This is a genomic window from Amycolatopsis sp., from assembly GCF_036008905.1.
Classification (GTDB): Bacteria; Actinomycetota; Actinomycetes; order Mycobacteriales; family Pseudonocardiaceae; genus Amycolatopsis.
This window is the reverse complement of the sequence record NZ_DASYMU010000188.1, coordinates 105,095-122,689: the sequence shown is the minus strand read 5'-3', so window position 1 is coordinate 122,689 and position 17,595 is coordinate 105,095. Positions and strand designations below refer to the sequence as shown.

General features: G+C 67.4%; 18 protein-coding genes. 8 read left to right on the top strand and 10 right to left on the bottom strand.

Annotation, left to right across the window (positions count from 1 at the left end; genetic code table 11):
- The first annotated feature begins 355 nt into the window (after nucleotides 1–355).
- From VGP60_RS31475 to VGP60_RS31465, 3 genes are all read left to right on the top strand, one after another.
- The gene (locus tag VGP60_RS31475; RefSeq protein ID WP_327551784.1) at nucleotides 356–1,573 is read left to right on the top strand and encodes a helix-turn-helix domain-containing protein; all 1,218 of its coding nucleotides are present in this window, start codon (nucleotides 356–358) and stop codon (nucleotides 1,571–1,573) included.
- Between the two features lie 564 nt (nucleotides 1,574–2,137).
- Nucleotides 2,138–2,356, top strand: a complete 219-nt coding sequence (locus VGP60_RS31470) for a hypothetical protein (protein ID WP_327551783.1) — start codon at nucleotides 2,138–2,140, stop codon at nucleotides 2,354–2,356.
- Complete coding sequence (locus VGP60_RS31465) at nucleotides 2,356–3,237, top strand: helix-turn-helix transcriptional regulator (RefSeq protein ID WP_327551782.1); 882 nt, start codon at nucleotides 2,356–2,358, stop codon at nucleotides 3,235–3,237. Before VGP60_RS31470 ends, VGP60_RS31465 begins: the two co-directional genes overlap by 1 nt.
- Nucleotides 3,238–3,297: 60 nt before the next feature.
- Here VGP60_RS31465 and VGP60_RS31460 read toward each other — a convergent pair whose 3' ends face one another.
- The 6 genes from VGP60_RS31460 to VGP60_RS31435 form a co-directional block, all read right to left on the bottom strand.
- On the bottom strand, nucleotides 3,298–4,107 hold the full coding sequence (locus VGP60_RS31460) for an ABC transporter ATP-binding protein (protein ID WP_327551781.1): 810 nt from the start codon (nucleotides 4,105–4,107) through the stop codon (nucleotides 3,298–3,300).
- On the bottom strand, nucleotides 4,097–5,011 hold the full coding sequence (gene cbiQ, locus VGP60_RS31455; RefSeq protein WP_327551780.1) for a cobalt ECF transporter T component CbiQ: 915 nt from the start codon (nucleotides 5,009–5,011) through the stop codon (nucleotides 4,097–4,099). The genes VGP60_RS31460 and cbiQ overlap by 11 nt, the downstream gene beginning before the upstream one ends.
- Nucleotides 5,008–6,060 carry a cobalt transporter CbiM gene (gene cbiM / locus VGP60_RS31450; RefSeq protein ID WP_327551779.1) on the bottom strand — a complete coding sequence of 351 codons (1,053 nt, stop codon included), beginning with the start codon at nucleotides 6,058–6,060 and terminating at the stop codon, nucleotides 5,008–5,010. The genes cbiQ and cbiM overlap by 4 nt, the downstream gene beginning before the upstream one ends.
- Before the next feature lie 103 nt (nucleotides 6,061–6,163).
- The gene (locus VGP60_RS31445) at nucleotides 6,164–6,952 is read right to left on the bottom strand and encodes a helix-turn-helix domain-containing protein (RefSeq protein WP_327551778.1); all 789 of its coding nucleotides are present in this window, start codon (nucleotides 6,950–6,952) and stop codon (nucleotides 6,164–6,166) included.
- 9 nt (nucleotides 6,953–6,961) lie between these two features.
- On the bottom strand, nucleotides 6,962–7,390 hold the full coding sequence (locus VGP60_RS31440) for a helix-turn-helix domain-containing protein (RefSeq protein ID WP_327551777.1): 429 nt from the start codon (nucleotides 7,388–7,390) through the stop codon (nucleotides 6,962–6,964).
- Between the two features lie 74 nt (nucleotides 7,391–7,464).
- Nucleotides 7,465–8,694, bottom strand: a complete 1,230-nt coding sequence (locus VGP60_RS31435; RefSeq protein WP_327551776.1) for a glycoside hydrolase family 88 protein — start codon at nucleotides 8,692–8,694, stop codon at nucleotides 7,465–7,467.
- Nucleotides 8,695–8,969: 275 nt separating this feature from the next.
- On the opposite strand from VGP60_RS31435, the gene VGP60_RS31430 reads away from it, so the two are divergent.
- The gene (locus VGP60_RS31430) at nucleotides 8,970–9,446 is read left to right on the top strand and encodes a hypothetical protein (protein WP_327551775.1); all 477 of its coding nucleotides are present in this window, start codon (nucleotides 8,970–8,972) and stop codon (nucleotides 9,444–9,446) included.
- On the opposite strand, the gene VGP60_RS31425 is transcribed toward VGP60_RS31430, so the two are convergent.
- Entirely contained in the window at nucleotides 9,443–9,844 is a 402-nt protein-coding gene (locus tag VGP60_RS31425; RefSeq protein WP_327551774.1) for a pyridoxamine 5'-phosphate oxidase family protein, read from the bottom strand. The genes VGP60_RS31430 and VGP60_RS31425 overlap by 4 nt on opposite strands.
- 152 nt (nucleotides 9,845–9,996) lie before the next feature.
- Between VGP60_RS31425 and VGP60_RS31420 the strand changes: the two genes are divergently transcribed.
- Nucleotides 9,997–10,161, top strand: a complete 165-nt coding sequence (locus tag VGP60_RS31420; protein WP_327551773.1) for a hypothetical protein — start codon at nucleotides 9,997–9,999, stop codon at nucleotides 10,159–10,161.
- 366 nt (nucleotides 10,162–10,527) lie between these two features.
- Nucleotides 10,528–12,687, top strand: a complete 2,160-nt coding sequence (locus VGP60_RS31415) for an RICIN domain-containing protein (RefSeq protein ID WP_327551785.1) — start codon at nucleotides 10,528–10,530, stop codon at nucleotides 12,685–12,687.
- A gap of 605 nt (nucleotides 12,688–13,292) precedes the next feature.
- On the opposite strand, the gene VGP60_RS31410 is transcribed toward VGP60_RS31415, so the two are convergent.
- Nucleotides 13,293–14,792 (bottom strand): CYTH and CHAD domain-containing protein, encoded by a 1,500-nt coding sequence (locus VGP60_RS31410; protein WP_327551772.1) that lies wholly within the window; start codon nucleotides 14,790–14,792, stop codon nucleotides 13,293–13,295.
- Between the two features lie 105 nt (nucleotides 14,793–14,897).
- On the opposite strand from VGP60_RS31410, the gene VGP60_RS31405 reads away from it, so the two are divergent.
- Nucleotides 14,898–15,377: a hypothetical protein gene (locus tag VGP60_RS31405; RefSeq protein WP_327551771.1), complete on the top strand. Its 480-nt coding sequence runs from the start codon at nucleotides 14,898–14,900 to the stop codon at nucleotides 15,375–15,377.
- Here the strand turns inward: VGP60_RS31405 and VGP60_RS31400 are convergent.
- Nucleotides 15,374–15,796 carry an ATP-binding protein gene (locus tag VGP60_RS31400; RefSeq protein ID WP_327551770.1) on the bottom strand — a complete coding sequence of 141 codons (423 nt, stop codon included), beginning with the start codon at nucleotides 15,794–15,796 and terminating at the stop codon, nucleotides 15,374–15,376. The two genes, VGP60_RS31405 and VGP60_RS31400, sit on opposite strands and share 4 nt — an antisense overlap.
- 40 nt (nucleotides 15,797–15,836) lie before the next feature.
- Entirely contained in the window at nucleotides 15,837–16,169 is a 333-nt protein-coding gene (locus VGP60_RS31395; RefSeq protein WP_327551769.1) for a plasmid stabilization protein, read from the bottom strand.
- A 98-nt stretch (nucleotides 16,170–16,267) separates the two neighbouring features.
- Between VGP60_RS31395 and VGP60_RS31390 the strand changes: the two genes are divergently transcribed.
- On the top strand, nucleotides 16,268–17,581 hold the full coding sequence (locus tag VGP60_RS31390; RefSeq protein WP_327551768.1) for an NAD(P)/FAD-dependent oxidoreductase: 1,314 nt from the start codon (nucleotides 16,268–16,270) through the stop codon (nucleotides 17,579–17,581).
- Nucleotides 17,582–17,595: the final 14 nt, after the last annotated feature.

Below are 17,595 nucleotides of genomic sequence, written 5' to 3'. Positions count from 1 at the left end.
ACTGCACGCGGTGGTCGCGGAACAACAGTTGCGCGAGGTCCTCGGCACCACGAGCACTCCGCAGCAGGCCGTGGACCGGTTCGCCGAACTCGTCGAGGAGGCAGGAGCACCGGACAACTTCGCCTACGTCGTCGTCGACGCACTGGCCCGCAGCTAGCGCCACGAGATGCCGACTTCTGCAGGCCGTCATGCCGATTAACTGCCGATCGCCTCACGAACTGGTCAGCCGTTGATCGACAACGCTCGTCCTGGCGGGTAGCGGCTACCCTGGAGGTACCTCTTCGCGGAGGATCGCCCCTGGTCGACGGGCCGGGGGCATGCGAAGAGGCCGACTCCGCGAATGAGGGTGGTCTTTGTGACCGAACCTGCCGAAATCGGCCTGCGCGTCCGCACTATCCGGCGTCGTCGCGGCCTCAGCCTCGACACCGCCGCCGGTTTGGCTGGCATCTCCAAGCCCTACCTGTCGATGCTCGAACGTGGTGAGCGACGGTTTGAACGCCGGGGTCTGCTCGAAGATCTCGCGAGCGCGCTTGGCTGCGCGGTCATCGACCTGACCGGCGAGCCGTATCTCCCCGGCGACCGGGCAGGCGCTGAGGCGATGGCCACCCTGCCGCCTATCTCGGTCGCGCTATTCGATGCCACTTTGGCCGACGTGCCTGACGTTCCGGCCAGGCCGATTGAAGAACTGACCAGCCTCGCCCAGGCGGCGAACGCCGCGTCGGCGGAGTCCCGTTATTCCCTCGCCGGACGCGATCTCGGCGCCTTGCTGACCGAGCTCCACGTGCACGCGGTCACGGGCGACTCTGACACCCAGCGGGCAGCACTCGCCGCGCTCACCGAGGCGTGCTTCGTCGCCGCCGGGAACGCGCGGAACCTCGGGAACTACGACCTCTCTGTGCACGCCGCCCGGCGTGGTGAGGACGCTGCCCGACGTTTGGGAGATCCGGCGCTGACCGCTTTCGCCGCGATGACGAGCACGAGTTCGCTCAGTCGCATGGGCGCGCGGCACCGTGCCCAGCAGGTAGCCACCACAGGCCTTGCCGCCATCGAACCGCACGCCGATCCCACGTCCGCGCTACCGGCCGCCGCCGAAGCGGCTGGCATGTTGCACTTGTCGTCCGCGCAGATGGCCGCCAAAGACCACAACGGAGACCGAGCGCGAGATCACCTTCGAGAGGCAGCCGATCTCGCCGAGCGCACCGGGGAACGGAACGAACTGCAGTTCTCATTCGGCCCGGCGAACGTCCGGGCGTGGTCGATGTCGATCGCCGTTGAGCTCGGTGAAGGCGCGGACCTGGCCGAGCGGATTACTGGCACCGATGGCTTCGACGCTCACCTGGTGACTGCGGATCGGCGGGCGGCCCTGCATTTCGATCTTGCACGCGGCTTCGCTCAAGCGGAGGGCGCCCGTGACATCGAGTCGGTGCGACACCTGGATATCGCCGACCGCATCGCGCCGCAGCGAATCCGTCATGACCCGGTGGCACGCGAGGTCGTCGCCCAGTTGGATGCGCGGGCCCGCCGCCGTGCCTGGGAGCTTGACAGTTTGAAGCACCGCCTGGGGGTCGGTTAACAGATTGTGAACGCCTGATCGATGATCGCCCATAGTGTTCGTTTCCTGACATTGGGTGACGGCGAGGTGGGCATATGTGCAGGTTGGTACGAGGCAGTTTTTCAAGTAGCGGGCCGGGATTGTCGCAGGATCGGCGTGGTGAGCCGGAGTGCGAAGTGCGGCCCGAGCAGGTCGAGACGGATCCGGCGATCTGGCCGAGTCGCAGTGCCGGACCGCTCGAATGATCGGCGAAGGCCGGGACTTCCCGGGATCGGCGGAGCGCAAGCCGACGACGCACCGGATCGCGATCCGTTGGTACGCCGAGGATCGCCAGGCGCACGCCTACCCCACCGACGAACTCAGCGGGGACTGGGCATTCGCTGAACCGGTGTGTGCGCCTTGGGAGCACGCGATCCCCCACCCCCGCAGAGCGGTCGGTTCGCATGATCTTCCGTCTCTCGGCAGTGGATGCGAAAGGTGCCCGCGCTGCGCGGCGTGGACGCGTACTCACGAACACACCGTGGTTGTCCACGGTGAGCCGGTCACGGTCGCGGGACACCTCCGCCACCATCTGGCGGTGGCCGGATGAGGCTTGATGAACGGCCAGCGTGGCGCGACCCTATCCGGCGTCTCAACGTCGCGATCAACGCCGAGGTGGACGGGCTCATGGATCAGCTCGCGTCGAACCCGGACGAACGCGCGGCCACCGGACTCGTCGAGATCGGCGAACACCTGCGTGAAGCCGCCATCGACATGATCGACGTAGGACGTGCCCATCAACACCACGCGAGGAACCACAGCTGATGTCTGGATCAACGAACCTGCCGACGATTCGCAGCCGGGAACTCGGACAAGGATTGCGCGCCGCGATACGCGGGGCGGGTCTGGGCGTGCGGGAGCTCGCGCACAAGCTTGGGTGGACGCATCCGTTCGTGTCGCATGTGTTGAATGGCAAGAGAAGTTTCAGCGACGAGGATCTGTTGAGTTTGCTCCTCGTGTGCGGTGTCGACCGCGACGAGCGTGCACGCCTGCTCACCCTTTCCCGGGAATCCGGGGTTCGAGGCTGGCTCCAGCATTACCCGTCCGGCACGCCTGAACAGCCGAGTACACTGATCGAGCACGAAGACAAGGCGACGGATATTGTTGATGTGCAGTGGGCGGTACTGCCGAAGTTGCTGCACACCGAGGGATACGCGCGAGCCTTGCTCAGTCAAGGGACGTCTGCGTCAGGGGCCGTCGAGGCGTTGGTGGAGGCCCGGCTCGGCAGGCAGGCGGTGTTCACCCGGTCGCCACCGCCGCGCACGGTCTTCTTCGTGCACGAGCCCGCGATACGAGCCTCGATCGGCGGAGTGGACGTGATGTGCGACCAGGTTCACCACCTGCTCAAAATGTCGATCCGGCGAAACCTGGAATTGCGGATCATTCCGAGTTCGGCAGGGCACGCCGCGCAGGCCGGATCATTCGCACTCATGGAATCCACGGAGTTCGGCCCTGTCGTGTATCTCGAGGGTGCGGTTTCGGTGGCATTCCTCGAGGAACCCGACCAAATCACGGCTTACCGGCGAGTCTTGTCGGCGCTGGACAAGAGCGCCTTGAACGGAACGGAATCACAGGAGCTGACTACCGTATTGGCCGGTGAACTTTCCCGCCGCGCATCGCCCGAGATGTCCCCCATGGATCCCTGATCACCGATTCAAAATCCCCCGCGATGACGCCGGAACGCCCTCATGGCCACCTTGAGGGCGTTAGAGTCCCTCAAGGTGGCCATGAGGGAGCGACCGGGCGCGCGGCGAGGGCAGCGGAGTGTGTTCGTGCACCAGGTTGACCTCGAGCAGCAGGTCGCGCGACGCGAGGATCTGGCTCGGCGTGCCAACGCCTGCGATGCGGTGGTCCTCACCGAAGACCAGGCAGCGGTCGGCGATACGGTCGAGCGCGTCCAGGTCGTGCGTCGCGTGCACGATGGTTTTACCCGCTTCGGCCAGCTGTGCCATGAGCTCGATGAGCCACATCTGTGTCCGCGGGTCGAGCGCGGCGGTGGGTTCGTCGAACAGCAGGACCTCGGGGTTCATCGCGAGCACACTCGCGATGGCGACCTTTTTCTTCTGCCCGCCGGAAAGCTGGAACGGCGTGCGGTCGGCGAGGCCGGAGATCCCGAGCATCGCCAGCACATCGGTGACGCGCTGAGTGGTCTCTTCCCGGGACAGCCCAAGCTGCAACGGGCCGAAAGCGATCTCCTCGGCGACGTTGGGGGAGAAGACCTGCGCGTCGGAGTTCTGGAAGACGAACCCGACCCGGCCGCGGAACGCCTCGTTCATCTGTTCGTCTTCGAGCGCGTCCTCGGTGATCTCCTGACCGAACGCAAAATACCGTCCGGTGCCGGGAAAAACGAGCCCATCGAGCACTTTCAGCAATGTCGACTTCCCGCAGCCGTTCGCGCCGAGCAGCGCGAGCCGCTCGCCGCTGCGTACCTCCAGCGAGACGTCGTCGAGCGCGGGAAACTTGTCGAGGTACGAGAAACTCAGGTTCTCGCAGACGAGCAGCGGGTCAGCGGACAAGGAGCGAGTCACCTCCCAGTGCGAGCGCGGCCGCGACGGCGACACCGGCGAACCACGCGACTTCGACGGTACCGAACCTGAAACTCTTCAGCACCTTGCTGTCTCCCCGGAATCCTCGTGCGGTCATGGCCTGGTGGACTTCCTCGGCCAGGTAGTGCGACTTGCCGATCAGTGCGCCGGCCGTCGCCGCGACGAACCGGCGCGCAGTTCGGTCGTGCGCCTGTTTGCCGATCGTGCGGGCCTTGCGGGCTTCGTACATGTCCATCACCGAGGTCAGCAGGTGGAACAGATACCGGTACGCCATCCCGATCACCAGGATGAACATCTTCGGCACGCCGAGCCCGCGCAGCCCGGCGAGCAGCCGTGCCCACGGTGTCGTCAGCGTCAGCAGCACGACGAGCGACACCGAACCGGCGACCCGCAGAATCAGCAAGGCCGCGGCTCTGAGTCCTTGGGCGGTGAAGCCCTGCGCGTGGCCGTTCCAGTGCCACAGGGTGAGAACGACTTCTCCCGGCGTCACCAGGGAAAGCGTGGCGGGCAGGACGACGATCCCGGTGAAGATCGGGATGAACAGCCAAACCCGCTTGATGAAGAACACCACCGGCAGGCCGGAGATCCCAGCCAGGACAAGAGTCGCGAGATAGCAGGCGAGCAGCATCCACGGACTGTGCACAAAGGACACCGCCACCAGCAACGCGAGAAACCCGATGACCTTGGCGCGTGGGTCGATGCGCTGCAGCAAACCGGGCCGGTGCGCGAGATCGTCGCTGAACATCACCTGCCGCAACAAGCCCGCGCTGCCGTTCAGCGTCTTCTCGACGAAGGAACCCTTGCGGCGCTTGCCGATGCAGCCACAGGGACAGAGCCCGGCCTCTCGTTCCAGAAGCCACGCGGGGGTGGTCACACCTTCTCCAGCGTGTCACGCCGGCTGAAGGCCTCGACGGCTTTTCCGATGAGGAACACGACCACGCCCACCACCACGATGCCGATCACCGCGGAAAGTACGTAGCCCACCCAGGGATGGGTCTCCCCGCCGAGTTTGTAACCGCTGAAGATGGCGTGCTGCCAGAAACCGGCGTACCGGTTGAGCCCCTCCGGCACCGCGGACAACCCCAACGAGCCGAGGTTCAGATCCTCCGGGGCGTCCTCACCGAACGCGCCACCGGGCGCCAGCAAACCCAATGGCGTCAACAACGTCATGATCCCGACCGCGATCCCGGCGACCACGATCGGCCGGAACCGCCGCCGCTCGGTGGTGGCTTCGACGTCGATGCCCGGGTGGTTGACCTGGAGCAGCGGGAGGTTCGCGCGCTGCAGGTAGAGGATCACCCCGGCGGTCAACGCCGCTTCGGCGACCCCGGCGACGAGCAGGTGCGCCAGCAGCATCGCCGGAATGGTCTGGGCCAGGTGGTACGGCGAGTACAGCGGGGTGCCGGACGCGTCGTGGAAGAGGTCCGGCTGGATGCCGAGCTCGATCCCGGTCAGCACCGCCGCGGTGGTCAGCGAGACGTATCCCGCGACGGCGGCCGCGACGACCCGGCGCGCGCTGGTCAGCTCCGCGCGACCGGAGATCAGCTTGTAGACGCCGTACGCCACCACCGGCATCACGATGGCGATGTTCAGCACGTTGGCGCCGTACGCGAGCACGCCGCCGTCGCCGAAGAGCAGCGCCTGGAACAGCAGCGCCACCGAGACGGAGATCATCGCCGCCCAGGGCCCGAGGACGATCGCCACCACCGCCCCGCCGACGGCGTGTGCCGTGGTGCCGTCGGGAATCGGGATGTTGAACATCATCACGAGGAACGACACCGCCGAGAACAGCGCGAGCGTCGGCACGTGCCGCGTCTTGACCACCCGCTTCACCTTGCGGGCCGCGACGGCGAGCGTCGGGACCGCGATCGCGAACGCGACCCCGCAGGTTTGGGGGCTCAGATACCCGTCCGGAATATGCATGCGTACTCCTCATCAGCCAAGACCCGAGAACAGTGAACGCCCGAGTGGGACGGGAGGGCAAGCCTTAACGTCTGATCAGATGCACAGATGATGAAATCCTGGCTCAGGAGCGGCGGTAGCGGCCCGGTGACTGGCCGACGGCGGCGGTGAACTCGCGGATCAGGTGCGCCTGGTCGGCGTACCCGAGGTCGGCGGCGAGCGCGGACCAGTCGACGTCCGCGGTGCGGGCGGCCCGTTCGGCGGCTTCGTAGAGGCGGTAGCGGCGCAGCAGCCACTTCGGGCCGATGCCGACATGGTCGTTGAACGCGCGTTGCAGGGCGCGGACGGTGACCCCGGCGATCGCGGCGAGGTCTTCGACGCGGCGCAGTTCCCTGTCGGTCGCGGCTCGTTCCGCCCAGCCGGTGGTCCGCTCGGACGGCTGCGCGTCCGCGGGCAGGAGAGCGGTCAACGCCTTGTCGACCGACGCGCTCAGCGTCTCACCGGAAGCGCCGTCGGCTATGCGGAGCGGTTCCCAGCCAGGGACGACTTCGGCGAGCGGGAGCACGGAGTTGGTGATCGCCGACAGCGGCCGCCCGAGCAGCGGGCGGAACCCGGCGGGCCGGAACATGACGCCCAGCGCGCGTGAGCGGCCTTCGAGCACCTTGGTGACGCGCTCTTCCTGCACCCCGGTCACTGTCGCGGTGTCGCCTTCGAACACGACGTTGACGACCGGATGGGCCAGGACCTGCTGCTGGTGCCGCTGCCCGTCCGGCAGGTGCCACGACGCGAGCCAGTAGCGGTCGACGAACCGGGCGACGTCGGCCGACGGGGTGAAGCGTTCCAGCGTGAAGTGTTCGAGACCGGCGCGCGGATGCAGGATCCCGCGGCTGTCCCGTTCGACCGGCTCGACCATCGAGATCCGCTAGCCGAGGCGCAAAGCCTGCAACTGCCCGCTTTTGACCGGCTCACCGCAGGCCGTGCAGTCCAGCCGGGGCTCGAGCACCGCGCCGCAGGAGTGTTCCCACACCGATGGCGGCTCGCCTTCGGTGACGTACTTGTCGCCCCACTCCATCAGGCTCAGCAGCACCGGCTGCAGCGCGCGGCCCGACTCGGTCAGCACGTACTCGTAGCGCGGCGGGTGCACCTCGTACTGCTGCTTCTCCAGCACGCCCGCGTCGACGAGCTTGCGGAGGCGGGCGGCGAGGATGTCCCGGCTGGCACCGGTGTTCTGGACTATCTGGTCGAATCTCCGTGCCCCGAAGAACACCTCGCGCAGCGCGAGCAGGCTCCATCGCTCGCCGATCACGCCCAAAGCGTTGGCAATCGAGCATTCCCTCGGCGTCGCCGGCATGCGGGGTACCTCCATTCGTCTTTCCAACCTACCATCGGGCCGCGCTGTTTCAGGCCTTCCGGAAGACCAGCGCCTTACAGGCCGATGGCCTTCGCGAGTTCCTGGGGCTTCAGCACCCGCAGCAGGGCTTCGATCAGGTAGTAGTCGCCGTAGGGCACCGAAACCTCGATCCCGTCCTCGGCGGGCCGGTTACGGGTGCTCCGCGCGAGAATCGCTTCCGCGCGTGTCGACTTCGTCGTCAGGCACGTGTCCGACAACGCCGTCAGGATCCTGAGCGCGCTGTCGTGGTACGAACTCCGCTTCGACGCCTTGGCCAGATCCATCAGCCCGCAGGCCATGATCGCGCCCGCCGAAGCGTCCTTGACGTCGTTGGGTGCCTGCGGCGCGAGGTAGTCCCACACCGGCACGTTGTCCGGCGTGAGCTTGCTCAGCGCGTAGTCCGCCAGTTTCCGCGCGGTGGCGAGGAACTGCGGGTCCCCGGTCCTGCGGTACATCGTGGTGAACCCGTAGATCGCCCACGCCTGGCCACGGGACCAGGCCGACGTCGGGCTGTAGCCCTGCACGGTGTTCGGCCCGATCGGCGCGCCCGTGGTGGCGTTGAAGTCGAAGACGTGCGGGGTGGAGCCGTCCGGGCGCAGGAAGTTCTTCTGCGTGGTCTTCGCGTGCTCGATCGCGATGTTCAGGTACTTCGGGTCGCCCGTCTGCTGCGTGGCGAACGCGAGCAGGTCGAGGTTCATCATCGTGTCCATGATGACCCGGCCCGCGTCTTTCGGACTGCTCAGCGCACCCCAGGCGCGGATGAACCGGCCCTGCGGGTTGTACCGCTGGATCAGCGAGTCCGCCGCCTTGATCGCGCCCGCGCGCCACTTCTCCTCGCCGGTGAGCCGCCACGCGGTGACCCAGGACGGGTAGAACAGGAACCCGAGGTCGTGGGTGCCGGTGTCGGTCTGCCGCGGTGCGAGGTTCTGCGAGGACGTGGCGGCGAGGGTCTTGAATTGTTCGCCGCCACCCGCGACATAGGAAAGCCAGAGGGTGCCGGGCCAGAAACCGCCGACCCAGTCGCCGTCGGCGGAAAAAGTCCACTTTTCGAACTTCGTGATCACCGGGAATTGCGTGATCGCAGGGCCGACCACGCGCAATTTGGCCAGCGCGTAATCGAGGGTCGCCTGGAACGTTGCCTTGGTTCCTATTGCGCCGGCGGGAGCGGAAATATCGGCCGCGGAAGCGTTGGTCGCGCCCAGTGTTCCGGCGGCGACGGCCGCCCCGGCGGCGGTGGTCAGCAAAGTGCGTCGGGTGAGACTCAAGGTGTGTCCGCCATTCTCACGGGATAAATACTGCAAAGGCCCGGGAATTTTTACACAACGGCAACTCCTTGTACACCCGCGATCGTAGGCGTTCATGGTTGTGAATTGTCCGGCCATTAACACGGGTATTGCCGGTGAATGGGAATGGGCGTTCATATGCCTGAATGGGCCGGGTCCCGGCCTGGCCGGGGTGCCGGGGTTCGTCCGGATGGCGGCGTTTCGCCCCGCGAGCACCCGGGTACCCATCGTGAGACGCCGCTGAAAGGACGCTCCTCATGGAAACGAACGCCTACCTGGTCTTCCTGCTCATCGGGGTGCTGCTGGTCGTCGCCGACGGCCAGGTCATCTACCGCAGTGGCAAGAGGTACCTCGAAGGGTCCTACGGCGACCCGTCGGCGGGCGCGTCGATGGCCCGGATGGTCACCGTGCTGTTCCACCTGGCGGTATTGGGCCTGCTCGCGCTGCTGTCCACGATCAACCTCGGGGGCAGTTCGATCCAGGGCGTGGTCGGCAGGCTCGGGGTGATGCTGCTCGTGCTCGCCATCGCGCACGCTCTCACCATCGGCATCCTGTCGAGGATCCGTGACGCACAGGTCGACGAGACGATCGTGACCAGCCGTGCCGTGGCGAACGATCAGGCACGTCCGGGCAGCGGCCCGGCCACCACGCCGGTCCCCGGCCAGTCACAGAGCGGCCCGGTGGTCAGCCCGGCGCTGGACTACCAGGCGCCGTACTCGACGCCCGAGCGCTAGGCGTTCCCTAGTACCCGGGTGACGGCGATCTCGAGTACCACCCGCAGCGGGTTCGGCCGCGGAGTCCGGTAACGCAGGGCGTAGCGCCGTTCGGCGTCCAGCACGGCTTCGGCGTCGTCCCGCAGCACCGCGAGTCCCTCCAAAGTGGACCAGCGGCGGCCGTCCACCTGGCAGACGGCCACGCGCACCCCCTCGGCCCCCGCCGCGCGCACCAGCCTGGCCTTGTACGACGTGCCGGAGGTGATCACCCGCGCGGTCGCCGTCGCCACGTCCAGCGTGACTCCCACCGGGATGACATGCGGCGTGCCGTCCTCGCGCACCGTGCTCAGCGTGCTGAGGTGCCGCTCGGTCCAGAACCCGGCGAACTCCGGCCCGCGCCGCGTCAAGTCGATCACCATGGCCCCTACCGTAGGCAGCGCCATCCGGCGGGGCGAAACCAGCCTCCCGGCCGATCGGCCCCGGCCATTCGGCTGATCTGCGGAAAGCCACCGGCCACGAGACTCGTAGTCAGAGGGTCGCACGAGGTGGCCACGCAGTTCAGGAGGAAGTCATGTCGATCGTCGAAACCATCGGGACCGCGCTGGGCCTGCTCCTGCTCGCGCTGATGGCCCTCGCCCCGCTGCTCGTCGCGCTCAACGACCGGTTCCCGGTCCGGGCCCGCCGCGCGGCCGCTCCCAAGATCGCCCGCCAGGGGGCCAGGATGGCAGCGGTCTAGACCTTTCGACGCCAGGACCGAGCCCGTCACACGCCCCTTCGAAGACCGCTCCGGACTAGTGAATTCCCTGGTCAAAGCCTGTTAACGAGCCGACCGTCGCCGTCCTGGATTCAGGACTTATTTTTAGACGTGTATTGACGCCCGCCTGTGACCGCCCTAACATTTCGACGACCCGTTCGACGGATACCAGACGTGTCGTCCGCTCCTCAGGTCCCCATCACGCGGGGTCGAGCCGGCTATGGACACGTCGGCTGGCGACGCCGCAATGCTGCGGCAGAGGAGAGTCTCGTGATTGCAGCACAGGAAACGCCGGGCGGTTCCGGTCGCCGGAGACGTCGCCGACCCGCCGCACTGGCGCTGGCGGCCATGACCATCGCCGCCGGCTACCTCGCCGCCGTGGCGCCCGCCGCGAGCGCCGCGGTCACCCCGGGCGGGTGGTACACGGTGGCTGGTCAGAACAGCGGAAAATGCGTCGACGCGCGCGCCGCGGCCTCTGTCAACGGTACGGTCGTGCAGCAATACGCGTGCAACGGCACAACGTCGCAGGAATGGCAGTTCGAAGCCACATCCAACGGGTACTTTCGGGTCAACACCCGCAACAATCCCGCCCAGGTGTGGGATGTCGCCGACGTTTCCGCCGCGGACGGAGGACTGATTCACTTGTGGACCTACGGCGGCGGGAACAACCAGCAATGGCTTCCCGTGGAAGAGGCCGGTGGCCGGTTCCATTTCGTGAGCCGTAACAGCGGGAAGTGCCTGGACGTGCCGAGCGCCTCCACGGCCGACAGCACCCAGCTGACCCAGTACACCTGCAACGCCACCACCGCGCAGTCGTTCACGCTGACCCCGGTCGGCGGCGGCGACCCGACGACCCCGCCCACGGCCGGCAACCCGGACCTCGGCCCGAACGTGTCGATCTTCGACCCGTCGATGTCGGCCTCGACGATCCAGAACCGGTTGAACACGGTGTTCAGCCAGCAGGAGCGCAACCAGTTCGGCCCGCAGCGGTACGCGCTGCTGTTCAAGCCGGGCTCCTACAACGTCGACGCCAACGTCGGCTTCTTCACCCAGGTGGCCGGTCTCGGCCTGTCCCCGGACGACGTGACCATCAACGGTTCCGTGCACGTCGAAGCCGACTGGCTCGGTAACCAGAACGCCACCCAGAACTTCTGGCGGTCGGCCGAGAACATGTCGGTCAACCCGACAGGCGGCACCGACAAGTGGGCCGTCTCGCAGGCCGCGCCGTACCGCCGCATGCACGTCCGCGGCAACCTCCAGCTCGACGACGGCGGCTGGTCCTCCGGCGGGTTCATCTCCGACTCGAAGATCGACGGCCAGATCCGCTCCGGCTCGCAGCAGCAGTTCCTCACCAGGAACAGCGAAATGGGCAGCTGGAACGGGTCCAACTGGAACATGGTCTTCGTCGGCAACACCGGCGCGCCGCAGACTACCTTCCCGGCCCCGCCCTATACCGCGGTGAACCAGACCCCGGTCGTCCGGGAGAAGCCGTTCCTCTACATCGACCAGGCCGGCGCCTACAAGGTCTTCGTGCCGGCGCTGCGGAACAACTCGCAGGGCACCACCTGGGGGCACGGCGCGCAGGCTGGGGACTCGCTCCCCATCAGCCAGTTCTTCGTCGCCAAGCCGGGCATGTCGGCGGCCACCATCAACACCGCGCTGGCGCAGGGCAAGGACCTCCTGTTCACCCCGGGTGTCTACAGCGTCAACGAGCCGATCCGGGTCACCCGCCCGAACACGGTCGTCCTCGGTCTCGGGCTGGCCACGCTGGCCCCGACCAACGGCGCGATGGCCCTCTCGGTCGCCGACGTCGACGGCGTCAAGCTGGCCGGTCTGATGATCGACGCCGGGGCGACGAACTCGCCGCTGCTCATGGAGGTCGGCCCGAACGGCTCCTCGAACAACCACGCGGCCAATCCGACTTCGATCAGCGACGTCTTCGTCCGGATCGGCGGCGGCGCGGTGGGCAAGGCGACCACGAGTGTGGTGGTCAACAGCCCGAACGTGATCGGTGACCACCTGTGGATCTGGCGTGCCGACCACACCGACGGCGTCGGCTGGAACGTCAACACCGCCGATACGGGGTTGATCGTGAACGGTGCCAACGTCACGATGTACGGCCTGTTCGTCGAGCATTATCAGAAGTACCAGACGGTCTGGAACGGCAACGGTGGCCGGACGTACTTCTACCAGAACGAAATGCCGTACGACCCGCCGAACCAGGCGGCGTGGATGAACGGGTCGACCCGGGGATACGCGGCCTACAAGGTCGGGAACTCGGTCACCAGTCATGAAGCGTGGGGCCTGGGAAGCTATTGCTTCTTCAACACCAACCCGGCCGTCGTGGCGGACCGCGCTTTCGAAGTCCCGGCGACTCCGGGGGTGAAGCTCCATTCCATGGTGACGGTTTCGCTCGGTGGACAGGGCACGATCAACCGCGTCGTCAACAACACCGGTGAAGTGGCGAACACGGGACATCAGGTCTCGAACCTGGCCAACTTCCCGTGACGGGTAAACGCTGAAAAAAGGGGCCCTCGCCGTGAGGGCCCCTTTTTTATTGCGTGCGGTAAAGATGCCGAAACCGGTGGTCGACGTACACAGCCTGCACTCGGGTGCGCGTGGATTGCACTTAGGTGCGCACAGAGTGCGTTCGGGTTCACCACGAAGGGGGCGACCCAGGGCTCGGTGGAGGCGGCGATGGTGCGGAGCCAGTTTTGGCGCACCCGGCCGTCGTGGTGCCGGGTGTACAGGCAGGCGAGGATTGTCCGCTGGACCGGCTTCAGGAAGAGCGCGGTCAGCACGTCGGACGGGGCCATCGGGTCGTGGTAGATCCGGCTCGGGATGTGCGCCGGTTCACCGCCCACGGTCAGCCGACGCTCGACGTGATAGGTCTGCTGGATCGGCTCGGACGTCGGCTGAGGACGCCCGGGGAGGACACGCGGCATCGCGGCGACGACGCACAGGGCATGATCGGCACCCTAGAGGAATGTGGCGTGGTTCGGTGCCATTCCGGCTGGCGCACTTTCGCGAGAAAGCGCCGCTGCCCATCGCCAGCCGCCGATGACCTGCGCGCAGATCGCCAACACACCTACAGGAACGGGGGACACGCGTGGTCAATTGGTGAGCCAGCGGGGGCGGGACATCGACGCGAGGCTGGACCACTGGGCGCGGTAGGCGGCTTCGAGCTGATCGGCTTCCGCGGTGTTGTGCCGGTGGAGCAGGCCGTAGGTGAAGGCGTTGTGCGCCAGCAGATGCTCCTGGACGCCGAGCTGCCGGACGAGCTCGCGCGCGACGATCCGGTCGTGGTGGTCGCCGAGAGTGCTCTGGATCTTCTTGACCTTCTTCGTCCACGCCTCGAGCCGCTTGCCGAACGCGGGCGCGGCGGCCTCGCCGGTGTAGCGCGCCTGCTTGGCCTTCTTGCGGACCTCGTGGAGCGCGGCACTTCGGTCGGTCGCACTCGCGAGGGCGTTTTCCGCGCGCCGCAAGCGTTTGCTCGCGCGCCGGAGTGCTTTCCCGAGTTCGGGAGCGGCGCGCCGGGAGGCCTTGCCGGTCAACGGCGGATCCGTCAGCAGCCGGTCCAGGGATCGCAGCAGGGCGAGATAACGCGGACTGTCCAAAGTGGACAACGCCTTCTTGCCCGCGTTCGCCTCCTCCCGCGCGAAGTACGCCGTGAACGATGCCCTCACCGGGCCCATGACGAGCTCACCCGGCTGGGAGTCGACTTGCTCGTTCAGCAGTTCTTCGAGTACCTCGGTGTCGCGGGCAGGGGCCAGTTTCCGGCCCAGCCACCGTAGTTCGCCGGCCAGCTCCCCGGTGGCGTCGCGGTCCAGCACCCGGCGGAAGCTGCTCAACGCGCTGCGCAGGCGCCGGCTCGCGACCCGCATCTGGTGCACGGCGTCGTCCTTGCCGGTGCGGACGCCGACGTCGTGGGTCCGCAGCAGTTCGGCCTGGGCGCGCAGGTACTCGCCGACCACGAACCCGGCGGACTTCTTCTTCCCGTGCCGCTCCGGGACGGGAAGCCGGTCGCCCAATACCCGCGCCAGCTTCGACGAGCTCTTGGCCGGGCGGGCGCCGAGTTTGCGCAACGCCGATTCGGCGCCGTCCAGCAGCCGCGGATCGGAACCGTTGACGAGTTCGATCTCCAGCTCACGCCAGGCGTCCAGCCGCGCGGTGTCGCCGCCCGCCTCGGCGGTCACCCGGTCGTCGGCCAGGGTCGCGAGCACCTTGCCTTCGGCGTCGAGCAGGTCCGAGGAGAACCGGACCGTGGCGATGTGCGCGATCGGCACGAGCTTCTCGCCGAGGCTCCAGGCCGTCACCAGCCGGGCGAGTTTCGACGGCACCTTCGTGCGATTCTCCCCGAGGGGGACGTGGATCTCTTCACGCTGCTCCGGGGCGACCGGGAGTTTCAGGTGCCAGCCCTCGTCGTGCCCGCCGGTGCGGCGCCGCAGGGTGATCCCCGCCCGCGCCAGGCGGAAGTCGCGCGTGTCGAAATAAGTGGCGTCGAGCTGCGACTCCGTCGGCTCGCTCTGCTCGGCCACCGGGCCCACTTCGGTCAGTCGGGGGATCGGGGAATCAGCGGTCACCTCGAACTTGCGTTCCCACTCGATGCTCATTCGATCGAGGTACCCGCTCGGCGCGGTCGTCAATCGCGTTTGCCTTGGGCTCGTAATGGGCACCTCGCCTGCGTGAGAACGCCCGACTAACGGGGGAGTGGCCCGATGACGGACAGGCAAGCACTCAGGAACGAGATCGCCCGCGCCGTCGCCACCGTGCGGGGCGGGAACCAGGAGCACGCGGTGACGCGCCTGGCCAAGCTGACCGAAGCCGAAGAGCCGGTCATGCGGGAGAGCGTGCTCGAGCTGGTGGGCGCGAACGTCGAAATGCTGCACGCCTCGGTCGCCGGGGTCGCGACCGACGCCGTGGAGTTCGCCGTGGACGGCCAGGACGACGACGGGCAGCCGGTGCCCATCGACGAGTTCGAACCCTCACAGCGGGCCGCGACCCGGATCATGCTCGCGCTGGCCAACGACCGGCCGGACGACGCGGAACTCCAGCTGGACATCGTCGCCGCCTCCGCCGGGCCGTCCGAGCTGGGCCTGGTGTTCGTGCACACCCTGTGCTGGACGCTCGAGCTGCTCGACATCTGCGAGGAGATCGGGTACGACATCCCGACCTGGCTGCGCCCGCTGGCCGCCTAGCGGTCGATGGTGAACAGGACGTGCATGTGGCGGTCTTCGTCGCCGTCACCGGTGACCCAGCAGCGGGCGGAGTCGGTCAGTACCTGGAGCATGTGCCAGCCGAGCGCTTCGTTACCGGGCGGCTGACCGTTGTCGGTCGACGCCGTCGCCCGCATTTCGACGCGTTCGGCGGTCACCAGGAGACGGCAGACGAGCAGGCCGTCGGGCCGGGCTTTGGCCAGTACCGTCGCGCACGCCTCGTCGACCGCGAGTTTGAGGTCGGCGAGCGAGTCGAGATCGAAGTCCTCGTGGATGGCGATGTCGGCGGCTATCGCGCGCACAGTGGCGACCCGGGCGTCCGCCACCCGCATCCGGACCTCGATCTCGCCTGCGCTCAGTTCGTCTTCACTGACAGCCGCGGTGCGGCATTCCTCGCTCACCGGCTTCGCCCTCTCAGGGACGCCAAGACCGGGTGAGGATTCATCGGCCAAGTGCGTCTTGCAACTGTTTCTTGGTCATTGTGGACCGGCCCTTGATATTCCGCTTCTTGGCCTCGTTGTACAACTGGTCCCGCGTCGGCCCGCCGGGTCCCTGGCGGTTTCCGGAGCGCTTGCCACCGCGCTTCTGCGGTGACATGTCGTTGACCGAACTCTTGCTGGCCTGACGCGATTCCCCGGCCTGCGCGCGGTTCTTGTTCACCGTTCGCGCGGCGATCTCTTCGGCCCTTTCTTCGCTGGAGCCGCGGCTCTTCTGCGAGGACTTGATGTGCTTGTACTGGCGTTCCCGCTTGCCGCTCCACGACTGCTCAGGCATCTCGGTCTCCGTTCTCCCGGTTCGCCTTGTACTACCCGGTCACCCGCGGTCGCAAACCGCCGCTGTTTCGGCCGGCCCGCTGTGGGTAACCCACGAAGATGACCACCCGAACTCGCATCGTCATCGTGGGCGGCGGCTTCGCGGGCCATGAGACGGCTCGCGCGCTCGGCCACGCGCTCCCGGATTCCGCCGCCGAAATCGTACTGGTCAACCCGACCGATTACTTCCTCTACCTGCCGCTGCTGCCCGAGGTCGCCGCGGCCGTCCTCGATCCCCGCCGCGTCACCGTGTCACTGCCGGCGACGCTGCCCCGCGTCCGGCTCGCGCTGGGCGAAGCGGATGCCGTGCGGGTCACCGACCGCGAGGTCGACTACACCGATCCCGAAGGCGGCAAGCACACGCTCGGGTACGACCGGCTCGTCCTGGCGACCGGCAGTGTGAACAAGCTCCTGCCCATTCCCGGAGTCGCGGAGCACGCCCACGGTTTCCGGGGCGTCCCCGAGGCGCTGTACCTCCGTGACCACGTCATCCGGCAGGTCGAGCTCGCCGCCGGGACCGACGACCGGAAAGAACGGGACTCGCGGTGCACGTTCGTCGTGGTCGGGGCCGGATACACCGGGACGGAGGTCGCCGCGCAGGGCCCCCTGTTCACCGCGGCGCTGGCCGAGTGGCATCCGGTGCTCAAGGACCAGGAAATGCGGTGGATCCTGCTCGACGTGGCGCCGAAGGTGCTGCCGGAGCTCGATCCGAGACTGTCCAAGACGGCCGATCGCGTGCTGCGGGAGCGTGGCGTCGAAGTCCGGATGGGGACTTCGGTCGAGGAAGCGACCACGGACGGCGTCAAGCTGACCAACGGCGAGTTCGTGGCGACGCACTCATTGGTGTGGTGCGTCGGGGTCCGTCCCGATCCACTGGTCGACGAGCTGGACCTGCCGACGCGGAAGGGACGGCTCGTGGTGGAGTCGGATCTGACCGTGCCCGGGCATCCCGAGGTCTTCGCCTGCGGTGACGCCGCCGCGGTGCCGGACCTGACCCGGCCCGGCGAGGTCACCGCCATGACGGCGCAGCACGCGACGCGGCAGGGGAAACTGGCGGGCAAGAACGTCGCCGCGTCACTGGGATACGGCCAGAAGCGTCGCTACAAGCACCACGACCTCGGGTTCGTGATCGATCTGGGCGGTAAGCACGCTGCGGCGAACCCGCTGCGCATCCCGCTTTCGGGACTGCCCGCCAAGACCGTCACGCGGGCCTACCACCTGATGACCATGCCGGGAAACCGGATCCGCACCGCGGTCGACTGGCTGATGGACGCGACCCTGGGCCGCCAGTCCGTGCAGCTGGGCCTGGTGCGTTCGTCCGCGGTGCCGCTGGACACGGCTTCGCCGGAACTCCCGTCGCGCTCAGGCACCTGAGTTTCCGTTGTGTG

Excerpts from the sequence above, each read along its gene's own strand:
- VGP60_RS31470 (WP_327551783.1), top strand. The coding sequence starts at position 2,138 with ATGAGGCTTGATGAACGGCCAGCGTGGCGCGACCCTATCCGGCGTCTC.
- VGP60_RS31465 (WP_327551782.1), top strand. The coding sequence starts at position 2,356 with ATGTCTGGATCAACGAACCTGCCGACGATTCGCAGCCGGGAACTCGGA.
- cbiM (WP_327551779.1), bottom strand. The coding sequence starts at position 6,060 with ATGCATATTCCGGACGGGTATCTGAGCCCCCAAACCTGCGGGGTCGCG.
- VGP60_RS31445 (WP_327551778.1), bottom strand. The coding sequence starts at position 6,952 with ATGGTCGAGCCGGTCGAACGGGACAGCCGCGGGATCCTGCATCCGCGC.
- VGP60_RS31440 (WP_327551777.1), bottom strand. The coding sequence starts at position 7,390 with ATGCCGGCGACGCCGAGGGAATGCTCGATTGCCAACGCTTTGGGCGTG.
- VGP60_RS31430 (WP_327551775.1), top strand. The coding sequence starts at position 8,970 with ATGGAAACGAACGCCTACCTGGTCTTCCTGCTCATCGGGGTGCTGCTG.
- VGP60_RS31425 (WP_327551774.1), bottom strand. The coding sequence starts at position 9,844 with ATGGTGATCGACTTGACGCGGCGCGGGCCGGAGTTCGCCGGGTTCTGG.
- VGP60_RS31420 (WP_327551773.1), top strand. The coding sequence starts at position 9,997 with ATGTCGATCGTCGAAACCATCGGGACCGCGCTGGGCCTGCTCCTGCTC.
- VGP60_RS31415 (WP_327551785.1), top strand. The coding sequence starts at position 10,528 with ATGACCATCGCCGCCGGCTACCTCGCCGCCGTGGCGCCCGCCGCGAGC.
- VGP60_RS31410 (WP_327551772.1), bottom strand. The coding sequence starts at position 14,792 with ATGAGCATCGAGTGGGAACGCAAGTTCGAGGTGACCGCTGATTCCCCG.
- VGP60_RS31405 (WP_327551771.1), top strand. The coding sequence starts at position 14,898 with ATGACGGACAGGCAAGCACTCAGGAACGAGATCGCCCGCGCCGTCGCC.
- VGP60_RS31395 (WP_327551769.1), bottom strand. The coding sequence starts at position 16,169 with ATGCCTGAGCAGTCGTGGAGCGGCAAGCGGGAACGCCAGTACAAGCAC.
- VGP60_RS31390 (WP_327551768.1), top strand. The coding sequence starts at position 16,268 with ATGACCACCCGAACTCGCATCGTCATCGTGGGCGGCGGCTTCGCGGGC.